General features: G+C 41.1%; 21 protein-coding genes. 13 read left to right on the forward strand and 8 right to left on the reverse strand.

Annotated features, from left to right (window positions below; translation table 11 throughout):
- Window positions 1-55: 55 nt before the first annotated feature.
- Window positions 56-424: a hypothetical protein gene (locus tag FJ354_01525; GenBank protein ID MBM3905350.1), complete on the forward strand. Its 369-nt coding sequence runs from the start codon at window positions 56-58 to the stop codon at window positions 422-424.
- Window positions 425-563: 139 nt separating this feature from the next.
- Here FJ354_01525 and FJ354_01530 read toward each other — a convergent pair whose 3' ends face one another.
- From FJ354_01530 to FJ354_01540, 3 genes are all read right to left on the reverse strand, one after another.
- Window positions 564-725, reverse strand: coding sequence for a DUF72 domain-containing protein (locus FJ354_01530; protein ID MBM3905351.1), 162 nt, complete (start codon window positions 723-725; stop codon window positions 564-566).
- A 320-nt stretch (window positions 726-1,045) separates the two neighbouring features.
- On the reverse strand, window positions 1,046-2,038 hold the full coding sequence (locus FJ354_01535) for an inorganic phosphate transporter (GenBank protein MBM3905352.1): 993 nt from the start codon (window positions 2,036-2,038) through the stop codon (window positions 1,046-1,048).
- Window positions 2,039-2,040: 2 nt separating this feature from the next.
- Window positions 2,041-2,673 (reverse strand): DUF47 domain-containing protein, encoded by a 633-nt coding sequence (locus FJ354_01540; GenBank protein ID MBM3905353.1) that lies wholly within the window; start codon window positions 2,671-2,673, stop codon window positions 2,041-2,043.
- A 122-nt stretch (window positions 2,674-2,795) separates the two neighbouring features.
- Here FJ354_01540 and FJ354_01545 point away from each other — a divergent pair, with 122 nt between their 5' ends.
- Window positions 2,796-3,134 carry a P-II family nitrogen regulator gene (locus tag FJ354_01545; GenBank protein MBM3905354.1) on the forward strand — a complete coding sequence of 113 codons (339 nt, stop codon included), beginning with the start codon at window positions 2,796-2,798 and terminating at the stop codon, window positions 3,132-3,134.
- Here the strand turns inward: FJ354_01545 and FJ354_01550 are convergent.
- Window positions 3,131-3,682, reverse strand: a complete 552-nt coding sequence (locus FJ354_01550; protein MBM3905355.1) for a transcriptional regulator — start codon at window positions 3,680-3,682, stop codon at window positions 3,131-3,133. The two genes, FJ354_01545 and FJ354_01550, sit on opposite strands and share 4 nt — an antisense overlap.
- Window positions 3,683-3,684: 2 nt before the next feature.
- Window positions 3,685-4,734 carry a zinc-binding dehydrogenase gene (locus tag FJ354_01555; GenBank protein MBM3905356.1) on the reverse strand — a complete coding sequence of 350 codons (1,050 nt, stop codon included), beginning with the start codon at window positions 4,732-4,734 and terminating at the stop codon, window positions 3,685-3,687.
- Between the two features lie 102 nt (window positions 4,735-4,836).
- Between FJ354_01555 and FJ354_01560 the strand changes: the two genes are divergently transcribed.
- The 7 genes from FJ354_01560 to sufC all read left to right on the forward strand — a co-directional run bounded on the left by FJ354_01560 (window position 4,837) and on the right by sufC (window position 8,942).
- Window positions 4,837-5,508: a chromosome segregation protein ScpA gene (locus tag FJ354_01560; protein ID MBM3905357.1), complete on the forward strand. Its 672-nt coding sequence runs from the start codon at window positions 4,837-4,839 to the stop codon at window positions 5,506-5,508.
- Window positions 5,505-6,059: an SMC-Scp complex subunit ScpB gene (locus FJ354_01565; GenBank protein ID MBM3905358.1), complete on the forward strand. Its 555-nt coding sequence runs from the start codon at window positions 5,505-5,507 to the stop codon at window positions 6,057-6,059. The genes FJ354_01560 and FJ354_01565 overlap by 4 nt, the downstream gene beginning before the upstream one ends.
- 55 nt (window positions 6,060-6,114) lie before the next feature.
- Window positions 6,115-6,495, forward strand: coding sequence for a 30S ribosomal protein S8e (locus FJ354_01570; GenBank protein ID MBM3905359.1), 381 nt, complete (start codon window positions 6,115-6,117; stop codon window positions 6,493-6,495).
- A 4-nt stretch (window positions 6,496-6,499) separates the two neighbouring features.
- Entirely contained in the window at window positions 6,500-6,799 is a 300-nt protein-coding gene (locus FJ354_01575) for a hypothetical protein (protein MBM3905360.1), read from the forward strand.
- 74 nt (window positions 6,800-6,873) lie between these two features.
- Window positions 6,874-7,140 (forward strand): hypothetical protein, encoded by a 267-nt coding sequence (locus FJ354_01580; GenBank protein ID MBM3905361.1) that lies wholly within the window; start codon window positions 6,874-6,876, stop codon window positions 7,138-7,140.
- Entirely contained in the window at window positions 7,137-8,096 is a 960-nt protein-coding gene (locus FJ354_01585; GenBank protein ID MBM3905362.1) for a transcription factor IIB, read from the forward strand. Before FJ354_01580 ends, FJ354_01585 begins: the two co-directional genes overlap by 4 nt.
- An 81-nt stretch (window positions 8,097-8,177) precedes the next feature.
- On the forward strand, window positions 8,178-8,942 hold the full coding sequence (sufC, locus tag FJ354_01590; protein ID MBM3905363.1) for a Fe-S cluster assembly ATPase SufC: 765 nt from the start codon (window positions 8,178-8,180) through the stop codon (window positions 8,940-8,942).
- Window positions 8,943-9,308: 366 nt separating this feature from the next.
- Here sufC and FJ354_01595 read toward each other — a convergent pair whose 3' ends face one another.
- Window positions 9,309-10,049 (reverse strand): hypothetical protein, encoded by a 741-nt coding sequence (locus tag FJ354_01595; GenBank protein ID MBM3905364.1) that lies wholly within the window; start codon window positions 10,047-10,049, stop codon window positions 9,309-9,311.
- Window positions 10,050-10,077: 28 nt separating this feature from the next.
- Window positions 10,078-10,284 carry a hypothetical protein gene (locus FJ354_01600; GenBank protein ID MBM3905365.1) on the reverse strand — a complete coding sequence of 69 codons (207 nt, stop codon included), beginning with the start codon at window positions 10,282-10,284 and terminating at the stop codon, window positions 10,078-10,080.
- 87 nt (window positions 10,285-10,371) lie between these two features.
- Between FJ354_01600 and FJ354_01605 the strand changes: the two genes are divergently transcribed.
- Both FJ354_01605 and FJ354_01610 read left to right on the forward strand, forming a co-directional pair.
- Window positions 10,372-11,040 carry a chlorite dismutase family protein gene (locus FJ354_01605; GenBank protein MBM3905366.1) on the forward strand — a complete coding sequence of 223 codons (669 nt, stop codon included), beginning with the start codon at window positions 10,372-10,374 and terminating at the stop codon, window positions 11,038-11,040.
- Window positions 11,041-11,116: 76 nt separating this feature from the next.
- Entirely contained in the window at window positions 11,117-12,109 is a 993-nt protein-coding gene (locus FJ354_01610) for an aldo/keto reductase (GenBank protein MBM3905367.1), read from the forward strand.
- A 96-nt stretch (window positions 12,110-12,205) separates the two neighbouring features.
- Here the strand turns inward: FJ354_01610 and FJ354_01615 are convergent, their stop codons facing one another.
- Entirely contained in the window at window positions 12,206-13,219 is a 1,014-nt protein-coding gene (locus FJ354_01615; GenBank protein ID MBM3905368.1) for an Lrp/AsnC family transcriptional regulator, read from the reverse strand.
- 83 nt (window positions 13,220-13,302) lie between these two features.
- On the opposite strand from FJ354_01615, the gene FJ354_01620 reads away from it, so the two are divergent.
- Together FJ354_01620 and hemA are read left to right on the forward strand one after the other, a co-directional pair.
- Window positions 13,303-13,956 carry a bifunctional precorrin-2 dehydrogenase/sirohydrochlorin ferrochelatase gene (locus FJ354_01620; GenBank protein ID MBM3905369.1) on the forward strand — a complete coding sequence of 218 codons (654 nt, stop codon included), beginning with the start codon at window positions 13,303-13,305 and terminating at the stop codon, window positions 13,954-13,956.
- Window positions 13,947-15,203 (forward strand): glutamyl-tRNA reductase, encoded by a 1,257-nt coding sequence (gene hemA / locus FJ354_01625; GenBank protein ID MBM3905370.1) that lies wholly within the window; start codon window positions 13,947-13,949, stop codon window positions 15,201-15,203. The genes FJ354_01620 and hemA overlap by 10 nt, the downstream gene beginning before the upstream one ends.
- Window positions 15,204-15,228: the final 25 nt, after the last annotated feature.

Genomic DNA, 15,228 nt, shown 5'->3' on the forward strand with positions numbered 1-15,228 from the left:
CTACACTCCTTTTTCCAAATTTAGTTTATAACTCCGTTTTGCCAACAAGTGAATTATGGACTCTAAGTTTTGCACATCGATAAGCTGCATTGACGGAAGAATTCAGATGCCAATAACACAATGGCTAAAGAAAAATTACGGTGTCGATTATGTAGACACCATAACAGAACCTGGTGTCGACAAGATGTTTTCCAACCCAGACAAGATAGAAGAGCTCAAGGCCAAGGCTTCAATTTCGGTCAATGCGCATGGATCAAAGATAATCGTAGTGTCAGGACACCATGATTGTGCAGGAAACCCAGTGTCAAGACAAGAACACATCGAACAAATCAGAGTAGCCGTCTCTACAATAAAGTCTTGGAATCTTCCAGTCAAAGTGATTGGGGCATGGGTAAATGAGAGATGGGAACTGGAAATACTTTAGAGCGCATTGAGTTCATAGCTTACAAAAATTAAGATCAGAATGCATGAAGGAACAGGGTTCAAAGCTGCACAGCATATAAGAGAAATTTTGTATCAAGGAAATTCATCGATGTAACGCCGCTCCAGATTCGGCGAGATATTTACCGATTTGTTATCAGTGTTATAATTTGTGAAAGCTTGGATGTGAACTTGAAATGGTTTTGTGTTTCGAAGTGCCATTTTTTCACTATCATATCATTAGGTATTGGATAAAATGTCGAATTTACCTCGTTTACATCAAAAATAGACGTATAATTCCCCAGAAAATCCTAACATAGGAACTTTTTGGGTAAAACGTTCTCTGTCAGTCCCATCATTTCCAGTGTAAAGCCGGCGTGTGTTGGAATACCTAGATTGGTCAAATATCCCTGTATTTTGAGAACGATAGCCTTACTGTCATCAACTATTACGAAAGATCTAAGATTTCTTCAGGTGTTATGGTGAACTACTTGGACTTTTCAAATGTGTCTTTTGCGGAATTGGATTGAACTACTTTTAGAAAATATTTTACAGAACACAAAAAATTTTAGGTTATGTTTTATTTTATACTAGTTTTTTAACGATTGAACATATATGATGAAAATTATGCACCCACTATCCAGTGTATAACAATAGTAGACACATATGCAATTGCAGCGCTTCCAGGAATTGTTATCAGCCAAGTTACAACAATTTGTTTACCTACCTTCCAGCGAACTGCATGTTTTCTTCTTGTAGCGCCGGCACCCATAATTGAACCAGTAATTGCGTGGGTAGTACTTGCAGGAATTCCAAGTGATGCAAATACTGCCAGTATGATTCCACCTCCTGTCTCTGCAGCAAAGCCTTGATACGGTCGCAATCTAGCAATGTTCATGCCAAGGGTCTTGATTACCTTAAACCCGCCAATGAAAGTACCTACGGCTATTGCAGATGCGGCCGACAGAATAACCCATATGGGGACTTCAAAAGATGTGATGATTCCCTCCGCCATCAGTATCAACACAATTATTCCCATTGTTTTCTGCCCGTCGTTTGCTCCATGGGTTATTGCAAACCAAGCCGATGAAACCAATTGTAGTTTACCAAAGACCTTGTTTACAGGTCCTGGTTTTCTTTTTGCAAACATGGTGATCAGCGCAGTTGTAAACAAGACTCCAATCAAAAGACCGCCAAGTGGCGATGCAATAATCCCAATTAGCACCTTGTACATACCATCGAAGAGTAGTTTTTCATAACCAACTGAGGCTAATCCCGTACCAATTAATCCTCCAATGAGAGAGTGGCTCACTGATATTGGCATACCAAAATATGTGCATATTGCGGCCCAAGATATTGCTCCCGCAAGTCCCCCAATTATCATGTAAACTGTGACATCTTCCGGATTTAGAATTCCTTTTGCTATTGTTGTTGCAACTGCAACGCCAAACAAAAACGGTCCAACAAAGTTAGCAGCTGCTGCCAGAAGCACAGCATGTATTGGCTTTAAGACCCTAGTCCCAATTACTGTTGCAACAGAGTTTGCAGCATCGTTCCAACCATTAACAAAATCAAATATCAGTGCCGCAATTATAGCACCTATTGCAAGCTCATACATGGTTATGTGTATTTTAGAACGATGTCTTCAATTACATCTGCAACATCAAGGCATCTGTCTGATGCAGACTCGATTGCTTCGTAGATATCTTTAAGCTTAATTATGGTTATTGCGTCATTTGTTTCAAAGAGTTTTCCCACTGCTATTCTGTACAGATCGTCAATGTTATGCTCAATATCGCTGATTTTTCGGCAATGATCAATGAGGGATTTGTCTGCCTTAACTTCCTTAAGTCGCGATATGAGGATCTCAACTTCTTTTATGGCATTTAGTAGTTCTTTTGCTATATCTAACATGTATGGGGGTGCTGTTTGCACGTGATAGCTTTTGATCCTGCCTGCAATTCCTTCGATGTAGTCAATTACATCGTCTGTCTTGGAAGCAATTCTCTGAATGTCTTCTCTGTCTAGAGGAGTAATGAAGGTCTTGTTTAGTTCTGCAAAAATGGAACGAGTAAGCTCGTCTGCCTCTCGCTCTAGTTTTTTGATTTCCTCTTGGTATTGATCGGATTTATCCATATTAGTAAGCAGACTAACAAGCTGCTCTGCAGTCTCTTTTGCCTTGATTGCCAAATTATCCAAAATTATCAGAATCTCTTTTTCGTTTGACTTTACCCACGATAACCATTGACCCATGAGAGTGCTCAAAGCTCATGTGATAAAAATGTCTTCTACATATTCTATAGTTCGCTATATAGATACAGATCCATATACGAGCAAAGCAAAATGATTTAGTATTATTGAGAGATCATAAAATCATGAAGCGCGTAGAGGCAATAATCCCAGTAAATAGTCTTAACTTGGTAGTCTCTGCAATAGAAGAGGTAGGCGTTACCGGAATTACGACAATTGAAGTCAGGGGGAGGGGTAAGGGAATAAGGCCATCGCTTCGAAGTTCTCGTGGCACAAGTACACGAGTAGCTGAATACAACAAACTAGCCACAATAATCACTATTGTTGAGGATTCTAGAGTAGATCAGATAATCAGCACAATACTAAATACGGCGAGCACCGGCTCTAGCGGAGACGGTAAGATCTTTGTCTCCACAATTGATGATGTAATTGACATTCAGTCAAAAAAGAAAGGTCTTGTCTAGAACCTGACTGAGTTTAGATCATAAGACATCTTTCTGAATTTTTGCTGCAATTCTGGTAGGTATTCTAGGATGCAAAAATTAACAAAGTCGCTAAACGATTTGATTTTGTAATTTTCAAGCAACATTACCTTGTTCTGCTCGTAAAACTCTTCAACCTTAGTCAGCGTATATTTTTGTAGTGGGACAAGTCTGCTTCGCTTGGTTGGAGTTGTGACTTCAAGTTCTTTTTCTCCTTCTAATGTGTTTATGTCTACAATTTCAGTCATCTCTGAGACGAAGATTTTGCCACCATTAGATGGTTTTATGCCAGATGATTCAGAGATAATTCGAATTACTTTTTTTGCATCAACGTCTGGAATTACCAGCTCAATTTTGACCAGAGGTATGCTCTTGACATTTGTGCTTCCTATTTTAGAGCCGTGTTGATTTTCAAAAATTTCATTGTTGTTTATTTCTTGCTTGACTAATAGATATGCGCCTATTTTTGAAATTCTGCTTTTGAGCTCAATAAAGTTTTGTGCGCGAATTATCGCTTCGATTTTCTTCATTTCTAAGGATTAATGACTGCTCTGCCCAAAATCTTCCTGGACTTGAGATCCTCTAGTGCGACATTTACTTCAGATAACGGATATCTTTTAGATATGATTGGATTGATTACTCCACGCTTTGCCAAATTCAGCAATTCCACCATGTCATTATAGTTTCCAGTGTATGCGCCCTGGATGGTGATTGCCTTTAGTGGGATTGATACCAAGGATAGGTCAATTGCGCCACCAAATAGTCCGACCAATGTCATTGTGCCACGTTTGCGAATGACTGCAAGACCCATCTTTACCGTCGGCGGCGCGTTTACAAAGTCAATTACACACTCTGCGCCTTTACCCCCACACAGTGACATTATTTTCTGAACTGCTTCAGGATCCTTTGAGTTCACGGAATGATCCGCGCCTAGCTCCTTCGCGGTTTGGAGTTTTGTCTCATCAACATCAACAATTATGATATTTGCGTTTGTAATTGCCCTTGCAATTTGGACACCCATTAATCCCAGGCCGCCTGCGCCAAAAATCACCATATTGCTTTGTGATGTAGCATTTGACTTTTTGATTGCAGTATAAGCCGTAAGGCCAGAACAAGCAAGAGAAGCTGCTGCGTCAAGATCAATTCCCGTTACTTTGGCTAGGAATTTGAAATGTGGAACCAGTGCATATTCTGCATAGCCACCGTTTTGAAAAACACCCAAAGAGCGAGGAGTATCGCAAAGATTGTCATTTCCCACTCGGCATGCGACACAGTTTCCGCATCCAATCCATGGATATACTAAGACATTATCACCTACTGTTATTCCCTGAACTGCATTTCCTATTTCAGACACGGTGCCCACAATTTCGTGTCCTGGGATGACTGGGAATTTGACGCCCCTGTCGGTTACCTTCATGAAACCATCGCCAGTATCATATCCGCCTTCCCAGAGGTGCAAGTCGCTGTGGCAAACGCCTACCGCTTTGACCTTGACTAGTACTTCGGTTCCTTGCGGTGTTGGTTTAGGTACTTCGGATATCTCTAGTGCCTTTTTTGGTTCCAATATTCTGGCTGCCTTCATCAGAACACAGAAAAAGTGATTAGAATATAAGAGTTAGTTGACTGGAGACAACAAAAAAGTAGAGCCTTCATGTATTAGTAGACAAATGAGAATTCTTACTTATTGAGTGAGAACCAATCAGAAAACATCTCTCAAGCGCCAGTAAACATTTTGTTTAACCCAAATACAGTCATAAAAAAAGACGTTTGGGAGATAAACATCATCCAGATTCTTGAAATCCTAATTAGAATTCTAAAAAAGGCTGACAAAAAGGACTTGCGCGTTGCAGGAATGGCCGCACTATCATCGTCATTGATTCACAGAATGAAGGTGGAGAGAATCTTTGCGCTGCAAAAGGCTGCAATGGAGAAAAAGCCACTCTCGCAGAGAACAGACGTCGACATACAGCTGCTAAACATTCCATATCGCCACGAGTCGACATATCCAGTAACACTGGAAGAGCTGATGGACCTGCTTGAGAACTTGATTGGAACAATTGCAAACCCACGATCAAGAAAAGGCGGACAGCTAAAGTTCGAGCCAATAGAGGCACCCGACTTTAAAGAATATTTCGTATCATTAGAATCCCTGATTGGTAAATATGAAGAATTGATACTGCGCAAGCTCGGCCCAGACGGGATTGGCTTTTTGCATACAATAATTGCGGATTTGGACACTACTGATTCAATTAGGTGTTTTTTTGCCATCTTGTTCCTAGCCAGAGATCAAAAAGTAGACCTAGAACAGGCAGGTGATGACATCAAAATTACAATACTGCGTGAGGTAACGACATGAAAATAGAGGACGAAGTCGAGGCAACCTCAAGACTAGAGGCAGCCCTGTATTCTGCTGGAAGGCCTCTGACAGTAGAAGAATTAATCAAGGCATCAGGCACGGAATCTCGAACGAAAACCCTGACATTACTAGGAATAATAGAAAAAAAGACCAAGTCTGCATTTAGGGCTATCGAGATAGCCACTTTACCTGATGGCTCGTATGTGATGCAGTTAAGACCTGAGCTAAACGATACGGTGCGCAAGTTTGCCTCGCGCCCAATTCTTGCAAAAGCCACTCTAAAGACATTATCATACATCGCATACATGCAACCAATTTCCTCAAAACACCTAGTAGAGACAAGAGGTAGCGGTGTCTATTCCCACCTAAAAGAGCTTGAACAGCTTGATTTCATATTACACCAAAATGTTGGAAGACTCAAGATTTTCACCACAACTGCAAAATTTCAAAAATACTTTGGAATATCTGGAGACACCGATATCCTAAAGCAGATTCTATTCAAGAAACGAAAATCCACTCCAATATCACAGCCAATCACGCAGCAAGCCTAGATTTGCTCCGGATTGTGGCGTTGTGTATAAATTAGAGTATTCCAGACTCTGACTTGTGAAAAGATCAGTCGAAAATCTTGCAACAAGCAAAATTACTGGCGGAAGACGCGTCCCACTAAAGACTAGAAGAAAATATGACATGGATAGATTCCCAAATGAGGCAGTAATGGGTGAGCAAGTAACCGTGACACGCGAAGTCCGTGCAAACCACACAAAGACAGGACTAAAGAAAGCTGGTTTTGTTAACTTGGCAATTGTAGGTGGTAAGGTGAAAAAGACAAAGATCCTCAAGGTTTTAGAAAACGCAACAAACAGTGATTATCAAAGGCGTGGTGTAATTTCCAAAGGCGCAATTCTAGAAACTGAAGACGGCAAGTGTCGTGTTGTATCAAGACCTGGCCAACACGGACAAGTAAATGCGATTTTGATTAAGTGATTAAATGAAAGATTACGAACATGTCGTAATCTGGCTGGATTATTTTAACAAGAACCTAACAATTCGGGCTGGACGAAGACTACCAAAAGAAAAATGCATTTTCGATCCATCCCTAAAAGAACTCCAAGATGCTGCAACCGATGCAGGCCTAGTACTAAAAGAATCCAATGAAAAGGCAAGATTTCCAAGACGGGCGTTTGTCAGGTCAGGATACATTGTAGTACCAAAAACAACACCCAAGGGAAAAATTCTTGCCAAGATTTCCGAGAAAATGGTATCAAAACGTGTCAAACAGTCAAAATAAGATCGACCCTAGCTACAAGCTAAAGTAAAGTTGACAAAAGTCTATGATTAGCTGAGATTCATTTTGAAAAACAATTGCAGGAGATAGGGGAAATTATGCACTTAGCCAGTAGTGGCCGAGTCATCATCAAGTTGACTAGGCCTCTAGATGAAGGCGACTATGTTTGCGACGATTCCGGTAGAAAAATCGGCAAGGTCACAGAACTAATCGGTCCTGTGTCTGCGCCGTTTGCGTCTGCCATATCGCTGACAAACAATATTAGAAAATATGTCGGGGCCAAAGTGTACTTCCTTGATGAGCCTGTGATTAAGCGAAATAAATCAAGGAGATACAGAAGATGAATATCACAGAACTAGAAACTTGCTGCCCAGAATGCAAATCATCTTTAGTAGATGATGTTCATAATGGAGAGCGAATCTGTTCCATGTGCGGAATAGTCGTCATGGAACAGCTGGCCGACTATGGTCCAGAGTCAAAAAGCTCAAGCCTTGAGGAAAGAACAAAGCTCACACGCGCAAGCGGACAAACAACTTTTTCGCAACACGACTTTGGTATTGCAACAGAGATTTCCATATCTACAAAGGACTTTTCTGGAAAAACAATCAATTACCAGGTCGCAAGCCAGATGCACAACCTTCGAAAGTGGCAACAACGAGTACGAGTCTCATCTCCAAAAGAGAGACGACTTGCAAACGTTCTGTCCATGATAGGCAGCACATGCCAATCCCTGACACTGTCAGGAAATGTTTTGGAGACTGCGTCGATGATCTACAGAAATCTTAATTCCCACATGGAAGTTAAGGGAAAATCTGTTGCGTGTATTGCAGCTGCCGTAATCTACATGGCGTGCAAGCAATGCAACGTAGTAAGATCACTTGAAGAAGTCTGTTCCGGTACGGGATCAAATAAGGACCTCAAAATGAGGACCAAGTTGTCTGCCAAGTACTACCGCATGCTAGTCATGGAGCTAGGCTCAGTCACAGCACCAGTCATAACCATGGACAAGTACATCTCCAAAATCTCGAATCTTACCAGCACGGATGTTCGAGTAGAGAGACTTGCCTTGGAAATAGCAGAAAAGACAAAGGACATGAACGTCTCAGATGGTAAGGCACCAAACGGAATTGCCGCTGCCTATCTGTACATTGCCTCAATTCTTTTGGGGCAAAACGTTCTACAGCGCGACGTATCAAGCGTTGCGGGTGTAACCGAAGTCACGATTCGAAACAGGTGCAAAGAGATTCTTTCAGGGTATAAGCTGAATCTGACGCTAAGACCGAGTTTTGCCAAAAACTAACTCTTTTTCTTTTTGTTTTTTTAGATTAGGACTAGCTAAATTTCATCGGGATTATATACACAATAAAAACAATGCGAAAATATGGCAGTCCTAGAAATTGTCGATTTGCACGTACAAAGAGAGGGAAAACCAATTCTCAAAGGAGTCAACCTAAAGACTGGTCCCGGAGAGGTCCATGCTATCATGGGGCCAAACGGCTCTGGCAAGTCTACTTTGGCATACACCCTACTAGGACACCCAAAATACGAAGTAACGCAAGGAAAAATTATCTTTGATGGCGATGACGTAACAGAAGCATCAACTGATGAGCGGGCAAAAAAGGGATTATTCTTGGGATTCCAGTATCCAACCGAAGTGTCGGGTGTAGGATATTCGCATTTTCTTAGAACATCATACAATGCTCTATCCAAATCGCTGCAAAGCGGCAATAGAGAGGTGTTCATCACGGTTAGAGAATTTCAAAACTATCTCAAGAAAAACCTGCAGACAGTAGGACTGCGGGATGACTTTTTGGGTAGATATCTAAACGAAGGATTCTCCGGAGGAGAAAAGAAAAGATCTGAGGTACTCCAAATGGCAGTACTAAAGCCAAAGGTATCCATTCTAGACGAGCCTGATTCGGGACTCGACATTGATGCAGTACAGGCAGTTGCAAAAGCAATCAATGACGTCTCCACACCAGATGCCACGATCATAGTGATTACTCATTATGCGAGAATTCTTAATTTTCTCAAAAAGCTGGACTATGTGCATGTGTTTGCCCAAGGCAAGGTTCTGAAGTCAGGCGATGCAGGCCTTGCGCAAGAATTAGAGCAAAAAGGGTACGACTGGATAGTAAAAGCATAGTTGCGACTAGTGTTTCATAGTTTTCAGACAAGACTTTGCTGAGATTGTTGGAAATCATATCGCCATAGGAGTTACTACAATACATGTCGGCAGTGCAGCCAATGAAGAAATCATCGAAAACGTGTAAAGCATTTTTGTATTTCTTCTAAATTATACATAAAAGTACGGCGACAAATCATGAAAAGATTATCGATATTGTATAAAAAAACAACAATTGGGAAAACTGCAATAGTCGAAATTGTTCAGGTTTTTACAATACACGCATAGAATCACACCATGACTCATCAGGCAACACAATTCAAGAATTTAACCTATGAAATGTAAACTGGTTGATTTTTGTCTGGTGTTTAACGCCAATAAGTTAGATTACCTAAATCTGGAGTCCAGTTTTTGCTGGTGTGCTTGCTCTCGTTTTTCCAAGGACTCGTATTCTACCATACAGTAATAATCAAAAATCTTCATCTTTTTTGCACGCGCTTCTGATACAAATTTTTCAATTTCAGATACCAACAAGCCTTGTGCTGCCAAGAATGCTTCATCTTCTTTTCCTAGCTTTTGATATGCCTCTGATTTCGCCATTTGAGTCTTGGTTTGCTTTTCTTGTTGTTGCGCCAGATCATAATACGATACAGCATCAGAATATTTTCCCAAAAACGCAAGAGTGTTTGCCTTGTTTAGCAGAGCAGTTACGTTTGATGGCTCTATTGCAAGAGCCATGTCGTAGTATGATATTGCGACAGTGTGTTCCCCTAGCTCGTTGTATGCCAGTCCCTTGCTGTTTAGCATCCACGAATTAGATGAATTTTTTGATAATGATTTGTTGCACAAAGCAATTACAGCGTCATGCTTACCAAGTCTTTCTAGTGCCAAAATCTTGTTTTTGAGAGCATATTCGTCAAACTCGTTTAGTTCAAGTACTTTATCAGAAAAAGAAACAGCCTCATCGTATTTTCCCAAGTTCAGCAATGCGTTTGACATGTTTTGCAGTGCAGCTAGATCCTTTTGATCAGAATCCAGTATTTTTTGGCAAAACAACACGATCTCGTCCCATTGCTGGTTTGAGTATAGCTTTTTGATTACGTCGATTGGGTTGCCAACATATGCCAAGATATCATCATACTAGTATAGATACACATTAAGATTTCAAGATGATTTTTCCCTTTTTGAAACGTTCATGCAGTTCTATTATAAAATGAAACCCAATTACCTTGGCAAAGACAATGCCAGAAATCATAGCAATTGTTGTTTGGCCCAAATACAGCAAATATACAGTAACACCAGATGCAGTCATTAACTCCAAGGCAGTACAGGTACAAAACCAAAGCAGCCTATCTTTTTTCACGGCACAATTACCACACCATTTCAATTAAAGATTATCAGATAGGAATTCTAAATTATCGTTAAATATGGTAATATCAAAGCAATTCACATGTCAGAAAACAGAACATTCTTCAACTTTTCATTCTTCAAAATAGACCCAAAATGGCGCTGGATGGCAGACCTGGCAAAGGAAGAATCAGCAAAGGAAATCGACCAAGTAATTAGAAACTCCAAGATAAAGTGTAGGACCTATTCCACGCTAGGCCTGAGAGACGACGCAGAATTCTTGTTCTGGTTTGCATCCGAGTCAGTAGATGAAATCCAAAGTGTGATATCAAAGATCTACTCCACCGTCTTTGGAAAATACATTATTCCATCCCATGTGTATCTTTCATCCACTAGGCCTTCAATTTACGCAAAGATGGGCAGAGCAATGTCGTTTGTTGCAGGTGACGAGCCAAAAAAATACGTAATTGTGTATCCTTTTGTCAAGACTAGGGAATGGTATCTGCTACCTCTAGAGCAAAGAAAGAAGATGATGGATGAGCACATTGATGTTGGACACAAGTACCCACAGGTATTGCTAAATACGACTTATTCCTTTGGAATCCACGATGAAGATTTCATGTTGGCATTTGAAACAGACGACCTTCACGCATTCCAAGACCTGATAATGGAATTACGAGAGACACAGGTCTCCAGATACATCGAAAAAGACACACCCATGATCGTGTGTGTCAAAAAAGATATTGTTCCGCTGATTTCAAGTCTTGGATAAATTCAGGGATGCAAATCTTGGAAAGCCATAAATGTAAATTCAGAATCGAAACTTCCAGTATCAAGGGAATCATACAATGAAATATCGAACTCTGGGAAAAAGTGGAATTAAAGTATCCGAGATAGGATTCGGGGCTTGGACCATAGCGCTTGACTGGTGGGGCAAAAAAATCGAGGATGATGAAGCAAAAAGAATGCTAAGACGTGCATACGACCTTGGAATCAATTTCTTTGAAACAGGCGACATGTACGGTAAAGGCAAAAGTGAAAAGCTGATCGGCGAGGTATTCAAGGGAATGCGTAATGACATTGTAATTTCTACTAAATACGGCTATGAATTCGATGGTGCGACGCAAATAGGGCATTCAGAATTGCCGCAGAGGTTTGACCCATTATTCACGGAACATGCTCTAAGAAACAGCTTGGCAAGGCTGCAAACTGACCATATTGACGTGTACGGATTGCACAATCCAAAAATGCATCATATTCAGGACGACGTTATTTTCAATACTCTGGACAGAAAGATAAACGAGGGTGTAATCGGCACATACCAAGTAGCACTTGGTCCGGCAATTGGATGGACGATGGAAGGCATTGCGGCAATGAGTCGAAAAAACGTCTCTGCAGTCCAAACAGTCTATAATATTTTGGAGCAGACACCGGGAAACGAGCTAATCGACGAGGCGGCAAGAAAAAATCTCGGAATTTTGGTACGAGTACCAGACGCATCAGGAATTCTCACAGGCAAAGTAAAGGCGGACACTAAGATTGACGAAAAAGACCATAGATCAGTTAGACGCGGAGAATGGGTAAAGTCCGCACTGGATAAAGTAGAACAATTACGACCAATTGCGGAGAGAAACGGCCTTGGCATTACAGAGCTAGCAATCAAGTTTATTCTATCAAAGAACCCAGTATCATCGGTATTTCCAACTGTTATTAGTATAGAGGAAATTGAGCAGTTTGCCGCAATGTCGGACGGGCGATACATTCCCTCCTCAGACATGGAACAAATTGCTAAAATGTACTCTACTTGGCCATCATATGAGCTCAAGGCAACAGTAGTATAATATTCCACTTTGGAACTAAAACATGGATCTGGTTCCAATCTCATCATATCACATTAGTACTAAAGCGAGTCGTCCAAGACATCTTTGTCGTAAAGCCTAGACAGTGATTGGCTCTTCTACTGTAAACTCGCTTTCCGTGAAATATTCCACGCGTGTCTTTTTGAATTCGCGTGAGCTGAATAAAATTTTGTAGTCGTCCACATCAATGTGTTTTTGGATGTCTTTTGCCATTTCCTCTGCCTCTGGAATGGATTTGCAGTGGACCATGGAAAACACATTGTACGGCCAGTCTGCATAAACTGGCCTTTGGTAGCAGTGGCTGATTTGTGGAAATGCCCCAAGCTTTGCGCCAACTGGCTCTATTTGGTCTTCTGGTACTCGCCAGACAATCATTCCGTTTGCCACAAATCCCGCATCGCGGTGTCTCAGTATTGCGGCATATCTCCTCATCACACCGATTTCTTCGTAATATGCTAGTTTTTCAAAGACCTGTTCCTCTTTCATACCAAGTGCGTTTGCTGCAGGAAGAAACGGTCTGTCTACCACAGGTAGGTCTTTTTGGAGATGTCTGATGAATTCCTTGTCTTCCTCAGTTGGTGTGAACTTTACCTCTGTTACCTTTTTCTTTTCTTCTGTTGGGGCGACCTCCTTTTTCTTGTCGTCTACCATGTCCAGTTTTACTCCTATTTTGAAGAGCTTTATCGTCGGAAGCAATCTTACCTTTAGAATTCCAGGCAACTTAGAAAACTTGTCAACCTCTGTCTTTAGATCAGAGCCAGGTGGTGTTGCAAGTGTGAACCACAAATTGTACTCATGGTTTCTTTCATAATTATGTGACACGCCAGGGTGTCGATTAATCTGGTTTGCGACATAGTCAAGCTTATCAGGGGCAATCGCCATTGCGACGAGGGAGCTCTTGTATCCAAGTCTCCTTGTGTCAAAAATTGCAGACAGTTGGCGCAGTACGCCTGTTGATTTTAGATTGGTGATTCTTTTTTTCATCTCTTCATGTGTTATGTTGAATTTTTCTGCCAGTACTCGGTACGGCTCTAGGACTAGCGGAAAGGACCACTGGATTTCATTTAGAATTTCTCTGTCTAGAGCATCCATTACACCATAAAATCTCGGTTTGAATTAAAAACGTAGCGAGAATTTCACAATCCTATAAATACAATTTCGAATCTGCTCTGATCGTGATTGTCGACCTGAACCTCAAAGATAATCTAGTCATTGTGGTCGGCGCAGGGGAAGAAGGACTAAAAAAAGTGAACTCACTTATGACACAAGACTGCCAGATTTTAGTAATATCTGATTCTGTAAACACGCAGATTACGAACCTTGCAAAGCAAGGCAAAATTCAATTCAAAAAGACAAATCTCGAAGACGCGAATTTCCTCAAAGAATACGATCCGATTTTGGTAATGGCATCCACCGACAACAAAGAGCTAAACAGAAAGATTGTACAACAGGCAAAAAAGAAAAGGTGCTACGCATATGCATCTGATGACCCTAGGTTTTCGGACTTTGCGCATCCATCCGTCATCAATATCCAAGACACTGTTCAGGTGGCAATCTCTACTGGTGGGCGCTCCCCTGCAATGGCTCGCAAGCTCAAACTAAAGGCGGAAAAAATATTCAATCAGATAATAGATAAGGAAGACATTTACCAAATAAAACTTCAAAAAATAGCGCGTGATGCGGCAAAGACAAGGATCTCGACAGTTATAGAGCGAAAAAAATTCCTATACTGGTCCCTCAACGATAAACGTATCAAACAGTTATTAAAAGATGACAATTTTTCAACTGCACAGAAAGAAGTAATGAGGAAACTAGGCGAGTGGAAATGAGCAATATTATCAATGCCCGTGTAACTTTTAGAAATTCCCCAATCCATATTCTGGAAAAATTCACTTTCAAGGATCTGGACTCGGCGTACAAGTCTTTCAAAAAACACTCTGGGCTCAAGGAATTGGTGATTTTGCAGACATGTAACAGAGTCGAAATATTTGGCTCAACTAACAAACCAGATATTAGGAAAATAAAAAAAACTTGGGCTTCCTTGTCAGGCCTAGAAGAAATTGCATTCAGGGAAAATTTCGAAGTATCAGACGACACCGCAGTCTGTGAACATTTGCTTAGGCTAACATCGGGCCTTGATTCCATGGTAGTCGGAGAAGAACAGATCCTAGGCCAGATTCGCGACGCAATAATAGATGCCAAAGAGCGCAAAATGTCTGGCGAATATCTCAATACATTGTTCGATAAAGCAGTAAAGATTGGTACGCGCGTTCGCAACTCTACTGGAATAAACAAGGGAACAATATCAGTCGGCTCCATGGCAGTGAAACTAGCTGAAGAAAATATTGATAAGCTAAAATCAAAGAATATCCTACTAATTGGAACCGGTGAGGCGGCAACACTAGTTGCAAAATCGCTTGAGAAGCGTGGCTATCCTTTTTTTGTCACAAGTCGAACAATGGAAAGGTCGCAGGCATTTGCAGAAACTGTTGGCGGAAAACCTGTCAGCTTTGAGGAGATAATGAAGGGATTCTCCAACTATGATGTTTTATTTGTGGCAACAGTCGCCCCGTATTTTTTGGTCACATATGACCGAATAAGTGAGGCAATGAAGAACAAATCAGGCATGATGATTCTGGATCTATCCAATCCAAGAACCGTGGACGAAAAGGTTTCAACTATCCATGGCATAAAAATGATGAATCTGGACCAGATAGCGGAAATGGTGGACAAGAACATGCTTTATAGAACAAACCAGAAAGATAGTGCAGAAAAAATAATTAGCGAAGAAATACAGGTACTAGAGGCCCAAATGAGAAGACTCGAAGTAGAACCAGTGGTAAAGGAGATTTTCAAGGACATTGATACGAGGCGTACAAAGGAACTCGAAAAGGCACTGCGCATGCTTGGAGAAACGGATGCATCCAAGGTCAAAATCATAGAAGACCTCACAAAGGCAGTAGTTGAGGGCATAATATCAGAGCCGATGAACAATCTAAGAAAGGCATCAGAGCAGGCAGACGATGACCTGCTCAAGGCAGCGTCCAAGCTGTTCGATTACAAGAAAAAAGATTGACCTAGGATTATATTGTATTAAATAA

Source organism: Nitrososphaerota archaeon (assembly GCA_016872055.1).
GTDB lineage: Archaea > Thermoproteota > Nitrososphaeria > Nitrososphaerales > Nitrosopumilaceae > Nitrosotenuis.